Here is a 24,741-nt window from a genome sequence, read left to right on the forward strand (position 1 = left end):
TCCGGCCGGTGAATGCCTGACTCATGCCCTTCGCCCGGGAGGAGTTTCCGGGGCCAGGATGCTCTCATCCAGGGCCCGCAGGCGTTCGGTGAGCCGCTCCGCCAGGGTGAGGACGTGCGGCTCCTGGAGCAGGGAGAAGTGATCGCCCGGCACCTGGCATACCGCCAGACCTCCGGGCACCCATTCGGACCAGCCGCCATCCGCGGCCCGAGTGGGGTCACCCGCGTGCGCGGCGGCGCGGAAGAGCTCGGCGGGGCCGCTGTAGCGGCTGGCGGGCACATAGTTGCGATTGGCCTTACCCAGCCGCTCGTGGACGGCGAAGAGGCGCTCCAGTTGCCCGGGCTCCAGCCCTCCCGCGGCGGGGAGGTCGCGGAGCACTTCCAGCATCCGTGGGAGCAGCTCTGGGTCCTGCACCGCGCTCAGGTGCTCCAGCTCCTGCGCGGGGAGGTCCTGGAGGGCAAACCCCGCCGTCCGACCAAAGGCAGCCAGCCGTGCCAGCAGCGGTGGCTCGGGCTGCTGCTGTCCCGACGGCGCCGTGCTGTCGAGCAGGGCCAGCCACTCCACCTCCTGGCCCAGGGCCTGGAGCTGCCGCGCCATCTCGTACGCCACGAGTCCGCCCAGGGACCAACCCGCGAGCCGGTACGGGCCGCGAGGCTGCACGTCGCGCACCTGATCCACGTAGAGCCGGGCCAGGGACTCCATGGAGCCAGGAGGCAGCACGCCTCCTTCAAGCCCGGGGGCGAAGAGGCCGTGGATGGGCCGCTCATCGCCCAGCTCGCGGACGAGCCTGGAGAAGCTGAGCACGCCACCGCCTCCCCCGTGGACGAGGAACAGCGGCCGGCGCCGAGGGTCGCCCGTGTTGAGCCGCGCCACGTTGGGCCCGGTGCCCTGGGGGCGGGTGGAGGGCTCCAGGAGGGCAGCGAGCCGCTCGACGGTGGCGCCCTGGAAGAGCGCGGCCAGCGGCAGGGACTGGCCCGTCTGCTCGCGGAGGCGCGCGAGGAGGCGCACGGCGAGCAGGGAGTGCCCGCCGAGCTCGAAGAAGTCGTCCTCGACGCCGACTCGCTCCAGGTGGAGCACCTCGGCGAAGGTCTGCGTGAGCAGTTGCTCCAAGGGGGTGCGTGGCGCGACGAAGCGGGCGCGGGATTCGGTGGCGCCTGGTGGGGGCAGGGCCTTGCGGTCGACCTTGCCGTTGGGGGTGAGCGGCAGGGCCTCCAGCAGGACGAAGGCACCAGGCACCATGTACTCGGGGAGCTTCTGGAGGAGGTGCGCGCGCAGGCTCGCGGCGGTGGGCGGCGGGGCTCCCTGCGGGACGACGTAGGCGACGAGGCGTGTGTCTCCCGGCGATTCCTGGCGCGCGAGGACGAGGGCTTCGTGCACATCAGGAAGCTCGCGCAGGACGGAGGCGACTTCTCCGGGCTCCACGCGGAAGCCGCGCACCTTCACCTGGAAGTCCGCGCGGCCGAGGAACTCGATGCGTCCGTCCGACAGCCAGCGCACGCGGTCTCCGGTGCGGTACATGCGAGCACCGGGCTCGGGGCTGTATGGGTCCGGCAGGTAGCGCTCGGCCGTGAGGTCCGGGCGTGCCACGTAGCCGCGCGTCACCTGGGCGCCTCCGACGAACAGCTCCCCGGGCACGCCCAGCGGTGCCAGGCCCCCCACCGCGTCGAGGACGTACAGGCGCGAGTGCGCCAGCGGACGGCCCAGCGGGACCGACGAAGGCGCCGGCTGGACACGGCCCGCCAGCACGCCCACGGTGGTTTCGGTGGGGCCGTAGTGGTTGTGCACCTCGCACTCGGGGGCCAGCGCGTGCACCGTCTCCAGCAGCGCCCAGGTGGAGGACTCGCCTCCCAGCACCAGTCGCTTGCGTGGCAGCACCTGCGCGGGCACCGGCGCGGTGAGGAGCGCGGCGAGGTGCGAGGGCACCACCTTCATGCAGTCGATGGGGTGGCGCTGGAAGTAGTCCGCGAGGGCCACCGGGTTGCTGGCGCACTCCTGGGTGAGGACGTGCAGCAGTCCGCCGGTGCAGAGGGCCGGGAAGAGGACGGTGTTGCCCAGGTCCGCGACGAAGGTGGAGACGAGCGCGAAGCTGGCGCAAGACTCCAAACCCAGGCGCTCCGTGGCGGCCTGGACGTAGGTGGCGAGGTGCGCGTGCGCGACGGCCACGCCCTTGGGCCGCCCCGTACTGCCCGAGGTGAAGAGGACGTAGGCCAGTGACTCCGGCAGGACTTCGCCCGGAGGCGCGTCGGTGCGCAACCGCGCCAGTGTCTCCGCGTCTCCGTCCAGGCGGACGATCTGCGCGGACGTATCAGCGAAAGAGGCCGCGTGGCGCGAGACCGTCACGACGACGGGCGCGGCGACTTCCCGCACCAGCGACTGCAAGCGCTGCGAGGGCTGGGCCGGATCCAACGGCACGTAGGCACCGCCCGCCTTCCAGACCCCCAGCAACGCAATGACAGTCTCCACCGAGCGCTCCAGGCAGAGGGCCACGCAGGAATCGGTGCCCACGCCGAGAGCGCGCAAGTGCCAGGCGAGCTGGTTGGCTCGCGCCTCCAACTCCCCATACGAGAGCACCTGCCCATCACACGCGACGGCCGGACGCTCCGGGTGCAGGGTCGCCTGATGCGCGATGAGGGCCGGCACCGCACGAAGTCGCGGTCGCGGGGCCTTGGGAGTGACGAAGTCCTCGCACAACAAGGCGCGCTCCGCCTCGGTGAGCAGCGGCAACTGTCCCAGCGGCGAATCCGGTGCGGCGAGCGCCGCCTGAAGCAGCAGGCCCAGGTGCTCGCCCATGCGGGCCACGGTGGACGGGACGAAGAGGTCGGTGCGGTAGCCCAGCGTGCCGCGCAGGCCCTCGGGCGTCTGCGTCAGCGTGAGGGTGACGTCCGACTTCGTGGCCTCCACCTCGCGCTCCAGTGGCTGGAAGCGCAGGCCCGGCAGATTCAGCGGCGCGGCGGGTGCGTTCTGCAGCACCAGCATCACCTGGAAGAGGGGCGAGTGGCTGAGGCTGCGCTGCGGCTGCAACTCCTCGACGAGCTTCTCGAAGGGCACGTGCTGGTGCTCGAAGGCCGCCAGCGTGGTGGCGCGCACCTGGGCCAGCAATTGCCGGAAGGAGGCCCCGGGCTCCAGCCGTGAGCGCAGCACGAGGGTGTTGATGAAGAAGCCGATGAGGCCCTCCGTCTCCCCCTGCGTGCGGCCCGCGATGGGCGTACCCACCACGATGTCGTCCTGCCCGGAGTAGCGCGACAGCAGCACCTGGAAGACCGCCAGCAGCGCCATGAAGGGCGTGACGCCCTCGCGCTGGCAGAAGGACGTCAGCGACTCCGACACGGCCCGCGAAAGCTGGACGGGCACGGAGGCGCCACGCTGCGTCTGCAAGGCCGGACGCGGCTTGTCCGTGGGCAACTCCAGCAGGGCCGGTGCCCCCGCGAGCTGCTGCTTCCAGTAACCGCGTTGCGCCTCCAGCACCTCATCCCGCAGCCACCCACGCTGCCAGACCGCGTAGTCCGCGTACTGCACGGGAAGGGCCGCGAGGGGTGAGTGCTGGCCCTGGATGAAGGCCCCATAGAGCCCCGCCATCTCCCGCACGAACACATCCATGGACCAGCCGTCGGAGACGATGTGGTGCATCGTCAGGAGCAACACGTGCTCGTCCTCGGCCAGCTTCAGCAACGAGGCGCGCAGCAGCGGCCCTTGCGCAAGCTTGAACGGACGCGCGGCTTCTTCTGAAGCCAGGCGCCGGATCTCGGCGTCGCGCTCGGACTCCTCGCCGAGTCGAGCCACCTCCACCACGGGCAGGTGGAAATCGATGGCCGGGTGGATGAGCTGGACGGGCTCCGCATCACGCATGACGAAGGTGGTGCGCAGCGATTCGTGGCGGTCGATGAGCGCACGGAAGGACCGCTCCAGTGCCTCAACCTCCAGGGCCCCCTGGATCCGCAGGGCGGAGGAGATGTTGTAGGTGGCGCCTCCAGATTCAAGCTGATCCATGAACCACAGTCGCTGTTGCGCGAACGACAGCGGCAACGCATTCCCACGCGGCACCGGCACGAGCGGCGGCGGCGCGGGAAGCTCCACCCTCCCCTGCGCGATCAACGACCGATACACCCCACGGGCTCGCAGGTGCAGCTCCGCCCAGGTGAGCGTCTGTCCCTCCAGCTCCGCGGCCACCGCGTGTGGCGCGACCCGGGCCTGGGCCTCGAAGAGGCGATGCAGGCACGCGTCCTCCGGGGTGGCGGCGGCTGCGTGGAACAGCAGGTGCCGCTCACGGACCGTGAGCAGGGGCAGCGCGGAGAGCGGCAGCTCGGGCTGCGCGAGCGCCCCCTCCAGCAGCACGCGCAGGTGCTCCACCATGCGCGCCACCGTCGAAGCGGCGAACAGGTCGGTGCTGTACTCCAGCTGTCCCCTCAACCCCTGCCCCCGGTCGCTGATGGACAGGACGAGGTCGAACTTCGCGGCGCGGTTCTCGACCCTGAGGGCCTCCATCCGCAGACCCGGGCCCATGACTCGCGGCGTGGGCGCGTTCTGGTACGCGAGCATCACCTGGAACAGGGGCGCGCGGCCGGGCACGCGCTCCGGCCGCAGCGCCTCCACCAGCTTCTCGAAGGGCACATCCTGGTGGGCGTAGGCCCCCAGCGTCTGGTCCCGCACGCGGGCAAGCAACGCGCGGAAACTGGGGACTCCGTCCAGCTTCGTTCGCAGGACCAGCGTGTTCACGAAGAAGCCGATGAGCCCCTCCAGCTCCGCATGCGTGCGGCCCGCGATGGGCATGCCGACGACGACGTCGTCCTGGCCCGAGTAGCGCGACAGCAGCACCTGGAAGGCGGCGAGCACCACCATGGACGGGGTAACGCCCTCCTTCCGGCAAAGGGCGTTCATCGCGTCCGACAGCTCGGGCGGGAACTGGAAGGGATGCGCGCCGCCCTGGAAGGTCGGGACGGATGGACGCGGCCGATCCGTGGGGAGCGCCAGCGCTGGGGGCGCGCCCTGGAGCTGCTGGCGCCACCAGCCGAGCTGTGCGTCCAGCAGCTCGTCGCGCAGCCAGCCGCGCTGCCAGCGAGCGAAGTCCGCGTACTGGACCGGGAGCGGCTCCAGGAGCGCGGGCCGCCCTTCGGCGTGGGCCGTGTACAGCGTCGTCAGCTCCTGGACGAGGACGCCCATGGACCAACCATCCGAGATGACGTGGTGCAGGGTGAGCAGCAACGCGTGCTGCCGCTCGGACAGGCGGACCGCGAGGACGCGCCAGAGCGGGCCGGTCTCCAGATTGAAGGGCTGCCCGGACTCGTGTTCGAGGAGGCGCTGGAGCGCGGCCTCGCGCTCGGACTCGGGCAGGGCGCTGAGGTCCGTCCAGGCGGCGGGCAATGGGGGCTCCGCGGTGATGACCTGGACCGGTTGGTGCTCGTGCTCCTGGAACGTGGTGCGCAGTGATTCGTGGCGCTGGTGCAGGTCGCGCAGGCCGCGCGCGAGCGCCGCCACGTCGAGCGGGCCTTCCAGGCGCACCGCGACGGGGAGGTTGTAGGGGGCGCTGTCGGGATCAAGCTTCGCGAGGAACCACAGGCGCTGCTGCGCGAAGGAGAGGGGCGAAGGGCCGTGCGCGGTCCGCGCGCGAAGCGGTGGCACGGACGCCGCGGGCCGATCCAGGACCCGTGCGTCGATGCGGCGGGCCACCGCATCCAGGGTCGGGGACGCGAAGAAGTCCGGGAGGGAGAGCTCGACACCGAAGTGCTGACGGACGCGCGAGAGCACCTGGGTGGCGCTCAGGGAGTGGCCGCCCAGGTCGAAGAAGTCGTCCTCGCCGCCCACCACCTCGACGTGGAGCACGCGGCCCCAGAGCGCCGCCAGCTCGCGCTCGGTGTCGGAGCGGGGCGGACGGGTGGGGACGCGGGCCTGCAACGCTCCGGGGGCTGGCAGGGCCTTCCGGTCCACCTTGCCGCTGGGCGTGAGCGGCAGGGCGTCCAGCACGACGAAGGCCGACGGCACCATGTACTCCGGCAGCATCTCGTGCAGCCGCGAGCGCAGCGCGGTGACCTCCACAGCGCCAGCGTCGCCGCTCCGCACGACGTAGGCGACGAGGCGCGGGTCTCCGGCGACGTCCTCGCGCGCCACCACCACCGCCTGCCGCACATCGGGGTGCTGCTCCAGCGCGGCTTCAATCTCTCCCAACTCGATGCGCAGGCCGCGCACCTTCACCTGCGCGTCCGCGCGGCCCACGAACTCCAGGTTGCCATCTGGCAGCCAGCGGGCCACGTCGCCCGTGCGGTACAGCCGCGCTCCGGGCGTGGTGCTGAAGGGGTCGGGCAGGAAGCGCTCCGCGCTCAGCGCGGGCCGGGCGTGGTAGCCGCGCGCCAGGCCCTCTCCCGCCAGGTACAGCTCCCCGTCGACGCCCACCGGCACGGGCTGGAAGCCGGCATCCAGCAGGTAGATCCGGGTGTTCGCGATGGGCCGTCCCAGCGGCACCGTCCTGCCCGTGCTGGACGTGGGGCAGCGGGCCGACGTCGCGTCGATGGTGGCCTCGGTGGGGCCGTAGAGGTTGACCAGCGTGACGAGGGGCAGCCGTGCGCGCAGCCGTGGCTCCAGCTCCGCAGGAAGGGCCTCTCCACCGCAGAAGAGCCAGCGCAGGCTCGTGGCCCGCGACAGGCCCGGCTCGTCCAACAGCGCCCGCAGCAATGACGGGACGAGCTGGAGCACGGTGGCCTGGCCTTGCACGACAGCGTCCAGCAGCAGGGCGCCATCGCGGTGCGCTTCCGGGGGCGCGATGATCAGCCGGCCTCCGGACATGAGGGACGCCCAGCACTCCCACACCGAGGCATCGAAGCTCAGGGGCGTCTTCTGGAGCACCCGGTCGTCAGGCCCCAGGCCGAAAGCGTTGAGCAGCCACGCCATGTGATTGACGAGCGCGCGATGGGGAATGACCACGCCCTTGGGCTGCCCCGTGGAACCGGAGGTGTAGAGGACATAGGCCGCGTTGCCGGACCCGACACCGCTGTCCGGCGCGTCCTCCGACACGTCCACCCCGAGGGCCTCTTCGGCGTCCAGGCACACCACGCGCGCATCCCGCACGGGCAGCCGGTCCACCAGGTGCCGCTGGGTGATCAGCACCTGCGGCGCGGCGTCCTCCCACATGAAGGCCAGTCGTGCCGCGGGATACTCGGGTGCCAGCGGCACGTAGGCGCCGCCCGCCTTGAGGATGGCGAGCAGCCCCACCGGCAGCTCCAGGGAGCGCTCCAGCAGCACGCCGACGCGCACCTCCGGCCCCACGCCCAGTGAGCGCAGGTGCCACGCGAGCCGCCAGGCCCGCGCGTCCAGCTCCCGGTAGGTGAGCGTGGTGTCCTCGAAGGCGACCGCCACGGCCTCCGGCGTGCGCTCCACCTGCGCCTCGATGAGGCCGTGAAGGGTGGCATCGCGGGGGAAGTCCGTCGCCGTCGCGTTCCAATCGAAGAGCACCTGCTGGCGCTCGGCGTCGGTGAGCGGATGGACGCTGGCGGTGTCATCGCGCGGCTCCACCGGACGGGGCCGCGCCAGCTCGCGCGCGGCGATCTCCTCCAGCGGGAGGATGGGCAGGGACAGCGCGGGGCCTTCACGCCGCCGGGACGGGGCCGGCACGCCCCTGCCCTCCAGGGCCGCGTCGATGAGGCAGGCCAGCCCTTCGACGGTGGGCGCGTCGAAGAGTCCGCGCAGCGGAAGCTCCACGCCGAAGGCCTCACGGATGCGGCTGATGGCCTGGGTGGCCAACAGGGAGTGCCCGCCCAGGTCGAAGAAGTTGTCGCTCGCGCCCACGCGCCGGGCATTGAGCAGCCGCTGCCACAGCCCGGCGAGGCGCTCCTCGGTGGGCGTGCGCGGCGCGATGTATTCGCTCGCGTCGCTTGAGAAGTCCGGCGCCGGCAGGGCCTTGCGGTCCACCTTGCCGTTGGGTGTGAGGGGCAGGGACGCCAGCGGCACGAAGGCCGCGGGCACCATGTACCCGGGCAGGTGTTGCTGGACGTGGGCACGAAGGGCCTCCAGGTCCAACCCGGTCCCCTCCCCCGCCACCACGTACGCGACGAGGCGCTTGTCTCCGGGGACATCCTCCCGGGCCAGCACCACGGCGTCCTTCAGCGACGGGTGCCCGCGCAGCACGTGTTCGATCTCGCCCAGCTCGATGCGGAAGCCGCGCACCTTCACCTGCGCGTCCACCCGGCCCACGAACTCCAGCGTGCCGTCCTCGCGCCAGCGCACCACGTCGCCCGTGCGGTACAGCCGCGCGCCCGGCGTGTCGCTGAAGCCATCTGGAAGGAAGCGCTCAGCGGTCAGTGCCGGGCGTCCCGCGTAGCCTCGCGCCACGCCCACGCCGCCCACGTACAGCTCGCCCTGCACGCCCACGGGCACCGGCTCGCCGCGGCCGTCCAGCACGTAGGTGCGCACGTTCGCCAACGGCCGGCCGATGGCGGGCACGCGCCCGTCCTCCACGCATTCCGTGAGCGTGGCCACCACCGTGGCCTCCGTCGGGCCATAGGTGTTGAGGAAGCGCCGCCCGGGCGCCCAACTCGCCACCACCTCCCGTGGCAGGGCCTCGCCTCCGGAGATGACCGTGCGCAGCGCCGGCAGCCCGTCCGCGGGCGTGGCCGCCAGGGCCGCGGGCGTGAGGCTGATGACGGTGACGCCCTCCTCCCGCAGCAGCGCCCGCAGCGGTGCGCCCGGCATGAGCTTCTCCAGCGGCGCCAGCACCAGCGTCGCCCCCGCGCACAGCGTGGTGAGGATCTCCTCCACTGACAGATCGAAGCTCAGGTTGGCGAACTGCAACACGCGGCTGCCAGGCCCGATGCCGTAGGCCACCGCTTCATGGGTCACCAGGTTGACCACGCTGCGGTGCTCCACCGCCGTGCCCTTGGGCGTGCCGGTGCTGCCGGAGGTGTAGAGCAGGTAGGCCAGATGCCGCGGCGTCACGCCCGTCCACGGTGCCTCCGTGGCTTCCGCCGCCAGGGCTTCGCGCTCGGAGTCCAGGCACAGCACGTGGGCACGGTGCGCTTCGGGGAAGCGGTCTCGCAGCGCCGCCTGTGTCACCAGCACTTCCGCACCACTGTCCTCCAGCATGAAGGCCAGGCGCTCGCGCGGCAGCAGCGGATCCACCGGCACCCACGCGCCACCGGCCTTGAGGATGCCGAGGAGGCCAATGACAACATCGAGCGAGCGCTCCACGCTGAGGGCGACCCGCACCTCGGGCCCCACGCCCCAGCGGCGCAGGGCGTGCGCGAGCTGGTTGGCCCGCGCATCCAGCTCCGCGTACGTCAGGTGCGTGCCCTCGAACGTCGCGGCCAGCGCGTGCGGCGTGCGTCGCGCCTGGGCCTCGAAGAGCGAGTGCACGCAGGTGTCCGGGAAGTCCGCGCGCGTGGCGTTCCAGTCCACCAGCACCTGGCGGCGCTCGTCTCCGGTCAGCAGCGACAGCGAGGACACGGGGCGCTCGGGCGCGGCCACCAGGGCCTCCACCAGCACGCGCAAGTGCCGCATCATCCGCTCGGCGGTTGAGGCATCGAAGAGGTCCGACGCGTACTCCAGCGCGCCCGTGAAGCCGTCCACCGTCCTGCTCAGCGACAGCGTCAGGTCGAACTTGGCGGAGAGGCCTGTCTGCGGGAGGTGGCGGAACGTCAGCCCTGGCACGGAGAGCTCCGCCGGGGGCGTGTTCTGCAAGATGAACATCACCTGGAACAGCGGGGCCTGGCGCAGGTCGCGCATTGGCTGGAGCTGCTCGAAGGGCACGTGCTGGTGCGCGAAGGCGCCCAACGCGGTGGCACGCACGCGCAGCAGCAGCTCGCGCACGGTGGGGGCTCCATCCAGGCGGGTGCGCAGCACCAGGGTGTTGAGGAAGAAGCCGATGAGCCCCTCCAGCTCGGCGCGGTTGCGGCCGGCCACGGGCGAACCCACGCTGATGTCATCCTGTCCCGAGTAGCGCGACAGCAGGAGCTGGAAGGCCGCGAGCAGGAACATGAAGGGCGTGAGGCCCTCCCGGACGCAGAGCGCCTCCACGGCTTCGGACAGCTCACGCGGCAACGCCACGGGGAGCAGGGCCGCCCGCGCCAGGGCGTGGTGCGCGCGGGGCCTGTCGGTGGGCAGCTCCAGCGCTCGCGGCGCCCCGTCGAGCTGCCCCCGCCACCAGGAGAGCGCCTCCTCCAGCACGTCCCCTTGCAGCCACTGGTGCTGCCACGCGGCGTAGTCTGCGAACTGGAGCGGCAACACAGGCAGGGACGCGGGCGTTCCGGAGGCGAAGGCCCGGTACAGCTCCGCCAGCTCGCGCACCAGCACGGCCATGGACCAGCCGTCGGAGATGATGTGATGCAGGGTGAGGAGCAGGACGTGCTCCTCCGCATCCAGGGCCAGCAGGCACACGCGCAGCAGCGGACCCGTGGCCAGGTCGAAGGGGCGCAGGGCCTCGGCACCAGCCAGTCGCTGCGCTTCCAGCGAGCGTGCATCCACGGGTAGCGAGCCCAGGTCGATGCACTGGAGGCCCAGGGCCGACGGAGGCGCGATGAGCTGCACGGGGCCCTCGGGGCCGGCGCGGAACGTGGTGCGCAGGGCTTCATGCCGGTGCACCAGCGCTTCGAGTCCCTGACGCAGGGCTTCGACATCCAACGCCCCGGACAATCGCAGGGCGACGGGCACGTTGAACGCCGTGCCGCCGGGAGCGAGCTGGTCGAGCAGCCACACGCGTTGTTGCGAGTACGAGGCAGGCAGCGCCTGGGTGCGAGGCACGCGTTGGATGGGAGGGGCCGCCGCGAGCTGCCCGGACTGGAGGGCGGCGTCGACACGCGCGGCCAGGGCCGCCAGGGTCGGGGCTTCGAACAACGCCCGGAGCGGCAGCTCCACCTGGAAGGCCCCACGCAGGCGCGAGACGAGCTGGGTGGCGAGCAGCGAGTGGCCGCCCAGCTCGAAGAAGTGGTCCTCCCGCCCTACGTGCTTCACCCGCAGCAGGTCAGCCCAGAGGCCCGCGAGCAGCTCCTCGGTGGGCGTGGTGGGGGCGGCGTACCCGGACGAAGCGGAGGCTTCGGGAGCTGGCAGGGCCTTGCGGTCCACCTTGCCGTTGGTGTTCAGCGGCAAGGCCTCCAGCAGGACGAAGGCCGCGGGCACCATGTACCCGGGCAGGTGCTGCTTCAGGTGCGCCTTGAGGACCTCCGCCTCCAGCGAGTGGCCTTCGGCCGCGGTGACGTAGGCGACGAGCCGCTTGTCACCGGGGACGTCCTCGCGCGCCAGCACCACGGCTTCATGCACCTCCGGGTGCTGGAGCAGCGTGGCTTCGATTTCGCCCAGCTCGATGCGGAAGCCGCGCACCTTCACCTGGAAGTCGGCGCGGCCCAGGTAGTCGAGCATGCCGTCGGCCCGCCACCGTGCGACGTCACCCGTGCGGTACAGGCGCGCACCCGGGCGCGCGGAAAAGGCGTCGGGGATGAAGCGCTCGGCGGTCAGCTCGGGGCGGCCCAGGTAGCCGCGCGCCACGCCTTCTCCGCCGATGAAGAGCTCTCCCGCGACGCCCACGGGCACCGGGTGGAGGGTGCGATCCAACACATACACACGGACGTTGGGCAGCGGCCTCCCGAGGGTCGGCGTGGGCGAGGCGTCGAACGCGCACGCGGTGGCGTCCACCGTGCACTCGGTGGGGCCGTAGACGTTGAAGACACGCATCCGCTCATTCGCGGCGAGGTGGCTCCAGGTGGCCGGGTCCACCGCCTCGCCGCCCACGAGGACGCGGCGAGGGACGGACTCGCGCGTCAGCAGTTCCTCATCCACGAGCAGGCGCAGATGCGCCGGTGAGCAGTCGAGGACGTCCAGCGAGTCCTGGGCAATGCGCTTCACCAACTCACCCACGTCCGCACGAGCCTCGTCCGGGACGATGCAGAGCGTGTGGCCGTCCAGCACCTGGATGAGCTGCTTCACGGAGGCGTCGAAGGACAGGGGCGCGTTGACGCTGACCCGCTCCGCCTTCCGCGCGTCGGCGTGGACGGTGCTCGCCAGCGCGAGGCGCAGATTCAGCACGGAGCGGTGCTGGATCATCACGCCCTTGGGGCGGCCGGTGCTGCCGGAGGTGTAGATGACGTAGGCCAGATGCTCTGGTGACACGTCTGTCGTTGGTGCCTCCCGGGACTCGTGGGCCAGGTCCGCCGCATCGGAGTCCAGACAGAGTTCGTGCGCGGTGTGGGGAGGCAGCGAGTCACGCAGGCGCTGCTGGGTGAGCACCACCGGGGCCCCCGTGTCCTGGAGGACATGGGCGAGCCATTCGCGCGGGTAGCTCGGGTCGATGGGCACGTAGGCGCCACCCGCCTTGAGCGTGCCGAGGATACCCACGAGGGCTTCCACGGAGCGCTCCACGCAGAGCACCACGCGCACGTCCGGGCCGACGCCGAGCACCTGGAGGCGATGGGCCAGCTGGTTGGCCCGCGCATCGAGCTCCCGGAAGGTGAGCTGTGCGTCACGGCAGACGACGGCCAGGGCGTCCGGCGTGCGACGGGCCTGGGCGGCGAAGGCGTCGTGGAGGCAGCTGTCACGCGCGAAGTCGGCGCGGGGGCCGTTCCAATTGATCAGGAGTTGCTGGCGCTCCGCTTCGGTGAGCAGCGGCAGGTTCGCGAGTGCCGTGTCCGGCGCCGCCACGATGGCCTCCAGCAGCACGCCCAGGTGGCCGGCCATGCGCTGGAGGGTCGAGGCGTCGAAGAGGTCCGTGGCGTACGTCATCGCGCCGACGAAGCCACGCGGGGAGTCCTGCAACGACAGGGTGAGATCGAACTTGGCGGTGCGGGTGTTCACTTCCACGGCCTGGAAGGACAGGCCGGGGATGCGCAGCGCTTCGGTGGGCGCGTTCTGCAGGATGAACATCGCCTGGAAGAGCGCGCTACGGCTCAGGTCGCGCGTGGGCTGCACCGCTTCCACGAGCTTCTCGAACGGAAGGTGTTGATGCTCATGGGCCGCGAGCGTCGTGCCGCGCACCTGTCCCAGCAACTGACGAAACGACGCCTGGGGCTCCACCCGGGCACGCAGCACCAGGGTGTTGACGAAGAAGCCGATGAGGCCCTCCGTCTCCGCCTGGGTGCGGCCAGCGATGGGTGAGCCGACGACGATGTCGTCCTGGCCGGAGTAGCGCGACAGCAGCACCTGGAAGGCGGCCAGCAGGGCCATGAAGGGTGTGACGCCCTCGCGCTGGCAGAAGGCCGTCAGCGCTTCGGACAGCGCCAGCGGGAGGTGGATGGGAAGGGACGCGCCACGCTGTGTCCGCACGGCGGGACGGGGCTTGTCGGTGGGCAGCTCCAGCAGGGCCGGAGCGCCGGAGAGCTGCTGCTTCCAGTAGCCCAACTGCGCTTCGAGCACCTCGTCCCGCAGCCACCCGCGCTGCCAGACGGCGTAGTCGGCGTACTGGATGGGAAGGGCCTGGGCTCGCGGGGTGTGGCCGGAGGAGAGCGACTCGTAGAAGGAGACGAGCTCGCGGACGAGGACGCCCATGGACCAGCCGTCGGAGACGATGTGGTGCATCGTCAGGAGCAGCACATGCTCGTCCTCGGCCAGCTTCAGCAGCGAGGCGCGCAGCAGCGGCCCTTGCGCAAGACTGAACGGACGCGCGGCTTCTTCTGAAGCCAGGCGCCGGACCTCGGCATCGCGCTCGGACTCCTCGCCGAGTCGAGTCACCTCCACCACGGGCAGGTGGAAGTCGAAAGCCGTGTGGATGAGCTGGACGGGCTCTCCATCGCGCACGACGAAGGTGGTGCGCAGGGACTCGTGGCGGTCGATGAGGGCGCGGAAGGACCGCTCCAGGGCCGAGACCTCCAGGGCCCCGTGGATCCGCAGGGCGGAGGAGATGTTGTAGGCGGGGCTGCCGGGCTCAAGCTGATCCATGAGCCACAGCCGCTGCTGCGCGAACGACAATGGCAGCACACCCACGCGCGGCACCGGCACGAGCGGAGGAAGCGAAGCCCTGCCCTCCCCCGCCGTGTCGTCGATGCGCCGGGCGAGCGCCTCCAGCGTGGGCGCTTCGAAGAGGGCACGCAGCGACAGCTCGACACGGAAGGCCTTGCGCACGCGGGAGGCGAGCTGCGTGGCCAGCAGCGAATGGCCGCCCAGCGCGAAGAAGTCATCCCGCGCTCCGACGCGGGGCACGCCGAGGACTTCGGACCAGAGCGCGGCGAGCTTCTGTTCGGTGGGGGTGCTCGGGTCGACGTACCCGGAGGACGCGGCGGACGCCTGCGGTGCGGGCAGGGCCTTGCGGTCGACCTTGCCGTTGGGGGTGAGCGCGAAGGCGTCCACGATCATCAGGAGCGAGGGCACCATGTGCTCAGGCAGGTGCGCGCGCGCATGTTCCCGCAGCGCGCCCGCATCGACCGCGCACCCGGGCCGGGGCTGCACCCACGCCACCAGTCGGTGCTCACCGGAGGCGTCCGGGTGGGTCCCCGCCACCGCCTGGGCCACGTCCGGATGGCGTGAGAGGACGGTCTCCACCTCTCCCAGCTCGATGCGGAAGCCACGCACCTTCACCTGGAAGTCGGTGCGGCCCAGGAAGTCGAGCGTGCCGTCGTGCCGCCAGCGCGTGAGGTCCCCCGTGCGGTACATGCGCGCGCCCGGCACGGTGGAGAAGGCGTCAGGGATGAACCGCTCCGCGGTCAGCTCCGGGCGCTGGTGGTAGCCGCGCACCACGCCTTCGCCCGCGATGAACAGCTCGCCGGGCACGCCCACGGGGACCGGTCGCCACCGCGTGTCCAGCACGTAGAGCCGGGTGTTCGCGATGGGCGCGCCAATGGAGACGACGGCGGGGAGCTCGCCGGAGGGCACTCGGTAGGACGACGAGTAGACCGTGGTCTCCGTGGGCCCATAGAGGTTGATCAGCGTGACGTCCGGCAGCGCGGCGAGGGCCTGCTGCGCCAGGGAGCCATGCAGGGCCTCACCGCCCGCCCCCAGGTGTCGCAGGTGGCCGAGCGCGGAGAGGGCCTCGGGGGCCAGCACGGCGCCGCGCAGGAAGGACGGCGCGCACTGCAAGTGGGTGATGGCGTGGCGGCGCAGCACGTCGGGAAGGGAGTCCTTCGTATCGAAGAGGACGACCTTGAAGCCGCGCATCAGCGTCCAGAGCAGCTCCTGGACGTGGATGTCGAAGGAGATGCTGGAGGCCGCAAGCCAGGTGCCGGGCGTGGTGCCCAGCAGCGAGTCCGTGGCGCTCATGAGGTGGGCCACGGTGCGGTGGGGCACCATGACGCCCTTGGGCCGCCCCGTGCTGCCCGACGTGAAGATGACGTAGGCGATGGCATCGGGAGGGATGCGCGGTGACGGCGCGTGCCGCGGCTGGAGCGCGACCTCCTCCCACTGCGTGTCCAGGCACAGCACCCGGGTCTCCTGCACGGGCACTCGCGACAGCCACCGCGCCTGCGCGAGCAGCACCGCGGGGCGTGCGTCCTCCAGCATCCACGCGAGGCGCTGCGCCGGGTAGGCGGGATCCATCGGGACGTACGCCCCACCCGCCTTCAGCGTGGCCAGTAGCGCGACCACGAGCTCCAGCGAGCGCTCCAGCAAGAGGCCGACGCGCACCTCCGGCCCCACGCCTCGCGCGATGAGTGCGTGGGCGAGCTGATTGGCGCGCGCGTCCAGTTCCCGGTAGGTGAGCGTGCGGTCCTCGAAGGCGAGCGCCACCGCGTCCGGCGTGCGCTCCACCTGCGCCTCGAATAGCTGGGGCAGCAAGGCGTCGCGCGGGGCGTCGGAGTGGGTGTCGTTCCAATCGAAGAGGACCTGCCGGCGCTCGGCCTCCTCCAGGAGGGGCAGCTCGGACAGGCGCAGGCGCACGTCCTGGACGACGCCCTGAAGCAGCGTGCGCAGGTGGCCCAGCATGCGAGCGATGGTGGCTTCATCGAAGAGGGCCGTGCGGTACTCGGCGGTGAGGCGCAGGCCGTGCGGCTCCTCGGAGGCCACCAGCGTCAGGTCGAAGCGGGCGGTGCCCCCCTCCACCGGCTGCGGCTCCATGCGCAGCCCGGGAATCGGCGCGGCGGACATGGGCGCGTTCTGCAGGGCGAACATCACCTGGAACAGCGGCGAGTGACTGAGGCTGCGCTGGGGCTGAAGGACCTCCACCAGCTTCTCGAAGGGGACCTCCTGGTGCGCGAAGGCGCCGAGGGCAATGTCATGCACGCGGCCCAGCAACTGCTGGAAGGAAGGGTCGCCGGAGAGGTCCGTGCGAAGGGCGAGCGTGTTGACGAAGAGGCCAATGAGCCCTTCGAGCTCCGAGCGGGAACGGCCCGCGACAGGCGTGCCGACAGTGACATCCTCCTGGGCGCAGTAGCGCTGGAGCAGGACGTTGAAGGCCGCCAGCAACACGGAGAAGAGCGTGCGGCCCTCGCGCAGGGCCAGGTGCTTGAGCTGCTGGGTGAGAGACATTGGCAGCAGCAGCGCGAAGCGGGCCCCGCGCGAGTCCACCTGCGCCGGACGCGGCCGGTCCGTGGGCAGCTCCAGCACGGCATGTGGATCCAGCCGCTGGCGCCAGTAATCGAGCTGCGCTTCAAGCACCTCGCCCTGCAAAGCTTGACGCTGCCAGACGGCATGATCCGCGTACTGCACGGGCAGTGGTGCCAGGGGCGAAGGCCCACCGGACGTGAAGGCGCGGTACAAGTCCGCCATCTCGCGCACCAGGACACCCAGGGACCAACCGTCGGACACGATGTGGTGGACGGTCAGCAGCAGCAGATGCTCACGCTCTTCCAGGATGAGCAGTGACGCGCGCAGCAGCGGGCCGGTGGTGAGCGCGAAGGGGCGCACGGCCTCGGCTTCGGAGCGACGGCGCGCTTCGTCCTGGCGCTGATCCGGGGCCCACGAGCGCAGGTCGACCACCTCCAGCGGAAACGCGGCGCGCGGGGAGATGATCTGGACGGGGCCCGCGGGGTCCTCGCGGAACGTGGTGCGCAGGGCTTCGTGCCGATGCACCAGCGCTTCCAGCCCCCGGCGCAGGGCCTCGAGGTCCAGCGCCCCGGACAGTCGCAGGGCGATGGGCATGTTGTAGACAGGGCTGCCAGGGTCGAGCTGTTCGATGACCCACAGCCGCTGCTGCGCGAAGGACAGCGGCAGCGCACCCGTGCGAGGCACCGGCACGAGCGCCGGTCCACGAGACACCAGCACCTGCTGGCTCGCGGCGTCGAGGTGCCGGGCGAGCGCCTCCAGCGTGGGGGCCTCGAAGACGGTGCGCAGGGACAGCTCCACGCCGAAGGCCGCGCGCACACGGGAGACGAGCTGCGTGGCCAGCAGCGAGTGGCCACCCAGTTCGAAGAAGTGATCCCGCGCGCCGACGCGGGGCACGCGGAGCACGTCGGCCCAGAGGCCCGCGAGCTTCTCCTCGGTGGGAGTGCGCGGCGCGAGGTACTCGGCGGAGGAGGTGGTGGCCTCGGGGGCCGGCAGGGCCTTGCGGTCCACCTTGCCGCTGGGCGTGAGCGGCAGGGCGTCCAGCACGACGAAGGCCGAGGGCACCATGTACTCCGGCAGCTTCTCGTGCAGCCGCGAGCGCAACACGGTGAGGTCCACCGCCTCCGCGCCGCTCCTCCGCGCCACGTACGCCACCAGCCGCTTGTCCCCGGCGACGTCCTCGCGCGCCACCACCACCGCCTGCCGCACGGCGGAGTGTTGCTCCAGCGCGGCTTCAATCTCTCCCAACTCGATGCGCAGGCCGCGCACCTTCACCTGGAAGTCCGCGCGGCCCAGGTACTCGATGACGCCCTCCGGCAGCCAGCGGGCCACGTCGCCCGTGCGGTACAGCCGCGCGCCCGGCGTGTCGCTGAAGCCATCCGGGATGAAGCGCTCGGCCGTCAGCTCCGGGCGGCCCAGGTAGCCGCGCCCCACCTGCACGCCGCCAATGAAGAGCTCCCCCGGCACGCCCACGGGCACGGGCTGAAGGTGCGCATCCAGCAGGCGGATCTGCGTGTTGGCCACCGGCCGGCCAATGGGCACTGACCGCCGCGACTCTCCCGGCACGCACGCGTGCGAGGTGACGTCCACGGCGGCCTCGGTGGGGCCGTAGAGGTTGTGCAGGACCGCCCACGGCAGGCGCCGCAGGCAGCGCTCGGCGAGCTCCAGCGGCAGCGCCTCGCCGCTGCACACCACCCGGCGCAGTGACGTGCACGCCTCCAGCCCCGGCTCCTCCAGGAAGACCTGGAGCATGGAGGGCACGAAGTGCAGCGTGGTGATGCCCGCCTCACGGATGATCCGCGCGAGGTACGCCGGCTCCTGGTGTCCCCCGGGCCGCGCGAGCACGAGCCGCGCGCCCGTCATCAACGGCCAGAAGAACTCCCACACCGACACGTCGAAGCTGAAGGGCGTCTTCTGGAGCACGGCTTCCGAAGGGCCCAGGCCGTAGGCGGACTGCATCCACAGCAACCGGTTCACCACCGGGCCATGCGCATTCATCGCGCCCTTGGGACGCCCCGTGCTGCCCGACGTGAAGATGACGTAGGCCAGACTGTCGGCGGTGGCGCGCGGTGACGGTGCATGCCGGGGCTGGAGCGCGACCTCCTCCCACTGCGTGTCCAGGCACAGCACCCGGGCCTCATGCGCGGGCAGGCGCGACAGCAATCCCTCCTGCGCGAGCAGCACCGCGGGGCGCGCATCCTCCAGCATCCAGGTGAGGCGCTGCGCGGGATAGGCGGGGTCGAAGGGGACGTACGCCCCACCCGCCTTCAGCGTGGCCAGCAGCGCCACGACGAGCTCCAGCGAGCGCTCCAGCAGGAGACCGACGCGCACCTCCGGCCCTACTCCCAGCGCGATGAGTGCGTGGGCGAGCTGATTGGCCCGTGCGTCCAACTCCCGGTAGGTGAGCGCGGTTCCCTCGAAGACGAGCGCCACCGCGTCCGGCGTGCGCTCCACCTGCGCCTCGATGAGGCCGTGAAGGGTGGCATCGCGGGGGTACTCCATCGCCGTCGCGTTCCAGTCCAGGAGCACCTGCCGGCGCTCGGCCTCCTCCAGGAGGGGCAGCTCGGACAGGCGCAGGCGCACGTCCTGGACGACGCCGTGAAGCAGCGTGCGCAGGTGGGCCAGCATGCGGGCGACGGTGGCTTCATCGAAGAGGGCGGTGCGGTACTCGGCGGTGAGGCGCAGGCCTTGCGACTCCTCGGAGGCAATCAACGTCAGGTCGAAACGGGCGGTGCCGCCCTCCACCGGCTGCGAGTCCATGCGCAGCCCGGGAAGCGACACGGCGGGCATGGGCGCGTTCTGCAGGACGAACATCACCTGGAACAGCGGTGAGCCATTCATCCGGCGCGAAGGCTGAAGGACCTCCACCAGCTTCTCGAAGGGGACCTCCTGATGCGCGAAGGCGCCGAGGGCGGTGTCATGCACGCGACCCAGCAACTGCTGGAAGGAAGGGTCGCCGGAGAGGTCCGTGCGAAGGGCGAGCGTGTTGACGAAGAGGCCGATGAGCCCTTCAAGCTCGGAGCGGGAGCGGCCGGCGACAGGCGTGCCGACGGTGACATCCTCCTGGGCGCAGTAGCGCTGGAGCAGGACGTTGAAGCCCGCCAGCAGCACGGAGAAGAGCGTGCGGCCCTCGCGCAGGGCCAGCTGCTTGAGTTGCTGGGTGAGCGGCAATGGCAGCAGCAGCGCGAAGCGAGCCCCGCGCGAGTCGAGCTGGGCCAGACGCGGCCGGTCCGTGGGCAGCTCCAACACGGCATGCGGATCCAACCGCTGGCGCCAGTAGTCGAGCTGCGCTTCGAGCACCTCGCCCTGCAAACCCTGACGCTGCCAGCCCGCATAGTCCGCGTACTGCAACGGAAGAGTCGCGAGGGCTGAAGGCCCACCGGACGTGAAGGCGCGATACAGGTCCGCCATCTCGCGCACCAGCACGCCCATGGACCAGCCATCGGACACGATGTGGTGGACGGTCAGCAGCAGCAGGTGGCGGGCCGCGGAGAGGCGATACAGCACCGCGCGCAACAGGGGCCCCTGCTCCAGGTCGAACGGGACGCGGACGGCTTCGTGCAGGCTGCGCCAGGCCTCCTGCTCGCGATCAGCATCGGGAAGACCGCTCAGGTCCACCCCTGGCACGGAGAGCTCGAGCGCGGGGGCCACCTGCAGAAAGGGGCGCCCGTCCTGCTCGACGAAGGTGGTGCGCAGCGAGTCATGGCGGCGCACCACTTCGTTGAACGCGCGGCGCAGGGCCACTTCATCGAGCACGCCGGACAGGTGGACGGCGACGGACATGTGCAACGTGGCGCCGCCGGGAGCCAGCCGCTCCTGGAACCACATGCGCTCCTGGCCGGAGGAGGCGGGCGTTCGCGGTGACGGTCGGCCCTTCCCTCGCAGCAGTTCAGCCAGTCGCGCGCGCTTCGAATCGGGAGAGGCCATGTCTGCGCAACTTCCTTGAAGACCCGAAACAAATCGGGTGCGCGACCGTAACAGCACCGTCTCACGTGACTCCGATTTACAGTGACATCTACACCGCGAGCACAGGGCCTCACGCACGCGGCGCGCGACCCGCGGCACCCCGGCCTGTGTTTCAGTAGAAGAGCAGCTCCGGCTGGTCTGCCTTGACGGTGATGATGTCTCCCGTGGCGCCCGCCTTGGAGGCGTCAGCGCTCAGCGTGGACTTCGTGCCCTCTCCGCCATCGCCCGCGCAAGCGCCGCCGCCACCGCCGGTCTGGACCAGCGTGGTGGCCGTGCCAGAGACGGCCGACGTGCCCTCGGTGCCACTGTTCACCTGGACGTTGACGGGGTTCACGATGACGGGCGTGTTCGCGCTGAGGAACTGGATGATGCCACCGCCGCCACCACCTCCTCCTCCGTACATCTGCCCCGCCACCGGACTGGAGCCATTCCAGCCACGGGCTCCATTGCCTCCATTGGCGAAGATCCTGCCGTTGGTATCCACGGTGATGGTGCCGCGGGAGATGAGGCTGACGACGCCGCCACCACCACCACCGCCGCCCGCCACGGGGGTCGGCGCTCCGGCGGGCCGGCTGATGGTGGGAATGCTGTTGTTGATGCCCTGGCGACCGTTCGCGTCGATGTAGCCGCGGATGATGATGTTGCCCTTGGCGGCGAGGATGAGCCGCCCGCCACCGTCGCCGCCGAGGATGTCGGAGTTCGTCGTCGAGCGGAACCCGCTCCCGCCCCCCAGGAGGTCGGCGCGGGAGACCAATGACGTGCGCCCCTTGTCCAGGCCCTTGCCCCCCAGGTAGTTGAAGGAGGCGGACATGGCGATGCCCTTCTGCGACGGGTTGAGGGTCTGGATCTGGGAGTCGGGGATGACGACGATGCTGCCGCTCGAACCGATGATGATGTCGCCGGTGGCGCGAATCGTCGTCCCACTCGACACGATGAGCATGCTGTCGATGGTCACGTTGTGGAACATCAGGTTGGCGCCAGCGGGCTGGGGGAAGTTCCCGCCCTGGAAGGACCGCGTCTGTGCGCCGGAGAAGAGGGTGAAGTCCCCCGCGGAGCCGTCGCCGTAGGCGAGCGCGAGCGCTCCGGACTCACCCTGGAGACCCTGCGAGCCCGTGTCGCCCTTGAGACCCTGCGGGCCCGCCGCGCCCACCGCGCCCACCGCGCCCACCGCGCCCGTGTCGCCGGTGTCACCCTTGGGACCCTGGGGCCCCACCGCGCCCACCGCGCCCACCGCGCCCGTGTCGCCCTTGGGCCCCGGTGCGCCGTTGCAGAGGTACTTCGTGGCCGACGCGTTCACCTCGCCTTCATCCAGCAGATCGCCGTCGCTGTTCCGGTCGATGCCGGTCTCCCACTTGACGCCGCCGAAGCCGCAGTTGGCGCCCGCGGGCTCGGGCGTGGTGAGCAGCAAGGCGCTCAGCCCCTGTGGACCTTGTGGCCCTCCCGCGGAGCCCTCGGGACCTTGAGGGCCCTGGGCACCCGGTGGGCCCTGAGGTCCCGCAGGGCCCTGGGAGCCACCCGAGCCCGTCGAGCCCGTGCAGGCGGCGACGCCGAGCAGCCCCGCGGCGAGCACGGTTCGCAGCACGTGTGAACGAAGAACCACGGTCGCAACAGGGACGCGCATGACAACCCCCAGGAGAAGAAAGACGCGTGCGGTCCGGGAGCGGTCCCCTGACGGCACGAGGCAACCGGGTGCGGAGCCGCGCACACCGGGGGAAGGCAAGCGAGCATTCTGGCCCCAGGGGCCTGCCGTTCGCCAGTGGACTCGGGTGCTCGCAGATGCTCCTACACTCCGTTCCGGCGCGGCGCGGGCGGCAGGAAGCGCTCGAAGGCGTGAAGGCAGAACTCCGCGAAGGCCCGCACCTTCGCGGGGATGAGCCGGCGGTGGGGATGGACGAGGAAGATGCTGCGTCCCACCACCGGTGTCTCCGGGAGCAGGGCCACCAGCGAGCCCGCGCGCAGGTCGTCCAGCACCAGGTACGCCGGCAGGTTCGCGATGCCCCGTCCCTGGAGCGCGGCGTGTCGCAGGACCAGGTTGTTGTTGGACTGGAAGGGCCCGGACACGCGCAGCTCGCGCCGTCCTCCGGGGCCTTCGAGCTGCCATTCCAGCGGAGCGTGGCTGCGCTTGAAGACAAGACAGTCATGGTCCGCGAGGTCCTCCGGGGTGCGTGGCGTCCCGCGCCGCTGGAGATAGGCGGGGCTCGCGCACAGGAGGCGCTGCTCCGGAGCGAGCCGCCGCACCACGAGCGTGCTGTCCTCCAGCGTGTCCGCGATGCGGATCGCCACGTCGAAGCCCTCCTCCACCAGGTCCACCAGCCGGTCGCTGGCGTCCAGGTCCACGCGCACATCGGGGAAGGCGTCCTGGAACGCGGCGGCCATGGCTCCGACGTGGACCTCCCCGAGCACCGCGGGCGCGGAGATGCGCAGCAGGCCCCGGGGCCGCGCATCCAGGGCCGTCACCGACAGCGTGGCGTCCTCCAGTTCCGCCAGCACCCGGCGGCAGTGCTGGTAGAAGACGCTGCCCGCCTCCGTGAGGCTCACGTGGTGCGTGGTCCGCCGGAGCAGCCGGGCACCCAGGCGCGCCTCCAGGTGGGCCACCTGCTTGCTGACCGCGGAAGGCGTCACGCCCAGCCGGCGCGCGGCCGCGGAGAAGCCGCCGTCCTCCACGGCCCGCACGAAGGCGTGCAGGGGCATCATCTCGTCGAAGAGCAGGGGGTTCGTTCTTTTCCGCGGGGGCACAGGCGTCGTTCCTCGGGGCCACGTTCCCAATCCCGGCCTCCGGGCGCAAGACAAGGGCCTCGGGACGTGAACCGCGTCCCCGGAGGAGTCGAACCCATGCGAACGCTTCCCACTGAGAATCCCCCCACTTCCGGGCACCTGTTCGGGCTCACCGACGGCGAGGCCGGTTACGCCCTGCTGCGCGTCACCCTGGGCCTCAACATCCTGCTGCACGGCGTGACACGGCTGGTGAGCGGCCCCGGCGCCTTCGCCGACAGCCTGGTGAAGGCGTTCACGGGTTCGTTGATGCCTGCGGTGCTGGTGCGCCCCTTCGCGCTGGGCCTGCCCTTCGCGGAGACCCTGGTGGGGGCGCTGCTGCTGGTCGGGCTGCTGACGCGACAGGTGCTCGCCGCGGGGGGACTGCTGATGCTGGCCCTCGTCTTCGGCACGGCGCTCCGAGGCGAGTGGGAGACCCTGGGCGTGCAGATGCTCTACGTCGGCCTCTACTCCGCGCTGCTGGGCACCGCGCGCTTCAACAAGCTGTCCTTGGATCGCCTGCGCCTGCCTGTCATTGCGACGACGACGTCGCGCCCGGCGCCGTGACCTCCACGAACCACCGCCTTCCTGTCTGGAGTCCTCCATGAGCACCCGACGCCAATTCCTCTCACGCAGCGCCCTCGCCGGTGGCGCCCTCGCGATGTCACGCGCCGCGAGCGCCGCCGCACCCGAAGCCCCCCCGAGCGACAGGAAGGCGCGGACCGCCTCCGCGAAGAAGGGCTTCTGGCCGGGAGGCGCCCGGCTGGCCATCTCCCTGTCCCTCCAATTCGAGTCGGGCGCGCAGCCCGAGCGCGGCGCGAGCAGCCCGTTCCCACCCATCGACGCGAAGTACCCGGACCTGCCCGCCGCCACCTGGTACGAGTACGGCGTGAGGGAGGGCATCCCGCGCCTGCTGGAGATGCTCGGGCGGAGGGGCGTCCAGGTGACCTCGCACATGGTGGGGCAGGCGGTGGAGCGCCACCCGGCGCTGGCGAAGGAGATCGTCGAGCGCGGGCATGAGGCCGCCGCGCATGGACAGACATGGACGCCCCAGTTCTCCATGACGCCCGAGGAGGAGCGCGCCTCCTACGAGGCCAACGTGCGCGTCATCCAGCGGGCCACGGGGCAGACGCCGGTGGGCTTCAATGCCTTCTGGATGCGAGGCACGCCCCGGACGCTGGAGCTGCTCCAGGACCTGGGCTTCCTGTATCACATTGACGACGTGAGCCGGGACGAGCCCTTCGTCGTGGACGTGCGGGGCAGGCCCTTCGCGGTGGTGCCCTACACGCTGGGCATGAACGACATCGTCAACTACGAGTCGCGCAACTACACCGCCGAGCAGTTCGCCAGCGAGCTGAAGAACGAGTTCGACGCGCTGTACGCCGAGGCGGGCGAGCGCCGCAGGATGATGTCCATCAGCATGCACGACCGCATCTCCGGCAGGCCGGGCCGCGTGAAGGTGCTGGAGGAGTTCATCCGGTATGCCCAGCGCCAGCCAGGGGTCTGGTTCGCGCGCAAGGACGCCCTGGCACGCTGGACGCTGGAGCAGGCCACGTCCCCCGCACCGTGACCCGCGAGGCTCACACTGCCTTCGCTGCGAGCTCCTTGGCCGTCTCGACGAAGGGACGGAGGGGCCCGGAGCGCATCCGG

The 24,741-nt window shown here is 71.3% G+C and carries 5 protein-coding genes; 2 read left to right on the plus strand and 3 right to left on the minus strand.

Features of this window, described 5'->3' with window-relative positions:
• Window positions 1-21: 21 nt before the first annotated feature.
• The 3 genes from D7V97_RS02100 to D7V97_RS02110 all read right to left on the minus strand — a co-directional run bounded on the left by D7V97_RS02100 (window position 22) and on the right by D7V97_RS02110 (window position 23,076).
• A complete protein-coding gene (locus D7V97_RS02100) occupies window positions 22-20,301 on the minus strand; it encodes a non-ribosomal peptide synthase/polyketide synthase (protein WP_120608892.1) in 20,280 nt (6,759 codons plus the stop codon).
• 151 nt (window positions 20,302-20,452) lie between these two features.
• On the minus strand, window positions 20,453-21,748 hold the full coding sequence (locus D7V97_RS44470; protein WP_158623247.1) for a hypothetical protein: 1,296 nt from the start codon (window positions 21,746-21,748) through the stop codon (window positions 20,453-20,455).
• Between the two features lie 374 nt (window positions 21,749-22,122).
• Entirely contained in the window at window positions 22,123-23,076 is a 954-nt protein-coding gene (locus tag D7V97_RS02110) for a LysR family transcriptional regulator (RefSeq protein WP_199728674.1), read from the minus strand.
• Window positions 23,077-23,172: 96 nt separating this feature from the next.
• Between D7V97_RS02110 and D7V97_RS02115 the strand changes: the two genes are divergently transcribed.
• Both D7V97_RS02115 and D7V97_RS02120 read left to right on the plus strand, forming a co-directional pair.
• Window positions 23,173-23,658, plus strand: coding sequence for a DoxX family membrane protein (locus tag D7V97_RS02115; protein ID WP_120608894.1), 486 nt, complete (start codon window positions 23,173-23,175; stop codon window positions 23,656-23,658).
• A gap of 37 nt (window positions 23,659-23,695) precedes the next feature.
• Entirely contained in the window at window positions 23,696-24,661 is a 966-nt protein-coding gene (locus D7V97_RS02120; protein ID WP_120608895.1) for a polysaccharide deacetylase family protein, read from the plus strand.
• The last annotated feature ends 80 nt before the right edge of the window (window positions 24,662-24,741 follow it).

Origin of the sequence: Corallococcus sp. CA053C (genome assembly GCF_003611675.1) — a bacterium.
Lineage (GTDB): Bacteria > Myxococcota > Myxococcia > Myxococcales > Myxococcaceae > Corallococcus.